Annotated in this window: 1 protein-coding gene; it reads right to left on the bottom strand. The window is 55.8% G+C overall.

What is annotated here, in order from left to right:
* The coding region (locus GSQ89_RS33865) for a hypothetical protein (protein ID WP_158932526.1) at window positions 1–265 on the bottom strand (265 nt) is incomplete at both ends.

Here is a 265-nt window from a genome sequence, read left to right as displayed (position 1 = left end):
CTCGGCGAATCGCAGCCGCTCGGGCTTTTCCTCCCACAAATCGGGTTCGCCGGCAAATGGCAGCGCGACCGGATGCTTGCGCGGTTCGGCCCGGGAAATGGTCATGATCTTCCGCCCGGCACGCAGCGCCTCATAGAATTTGCGATGCAGATAACCCAACCGCATAGCCTGTTGACCGAAAATTGTTTGCTCGTCTGTCTCGCTGCCGCCAAACACATTGGTATGCCAACGAATACCATAACGATTGGCAAACAGACAGTATTCA

The sequence above is a fragment of the Acidisphaera sp. S103 genome, from assembly GCF_009765975.1.
Classification (GTDB): Bacteria; Pseudomonadota; Alphaproteobacteria; order Acetobacterales; family Acetobacteraceae; genus Rhodopila.
The sequence above is the reverse complement of the archived record's forward strand: the minus strand, read 5'-3'. Positions and strand labels throughout refer to the sequence as shown.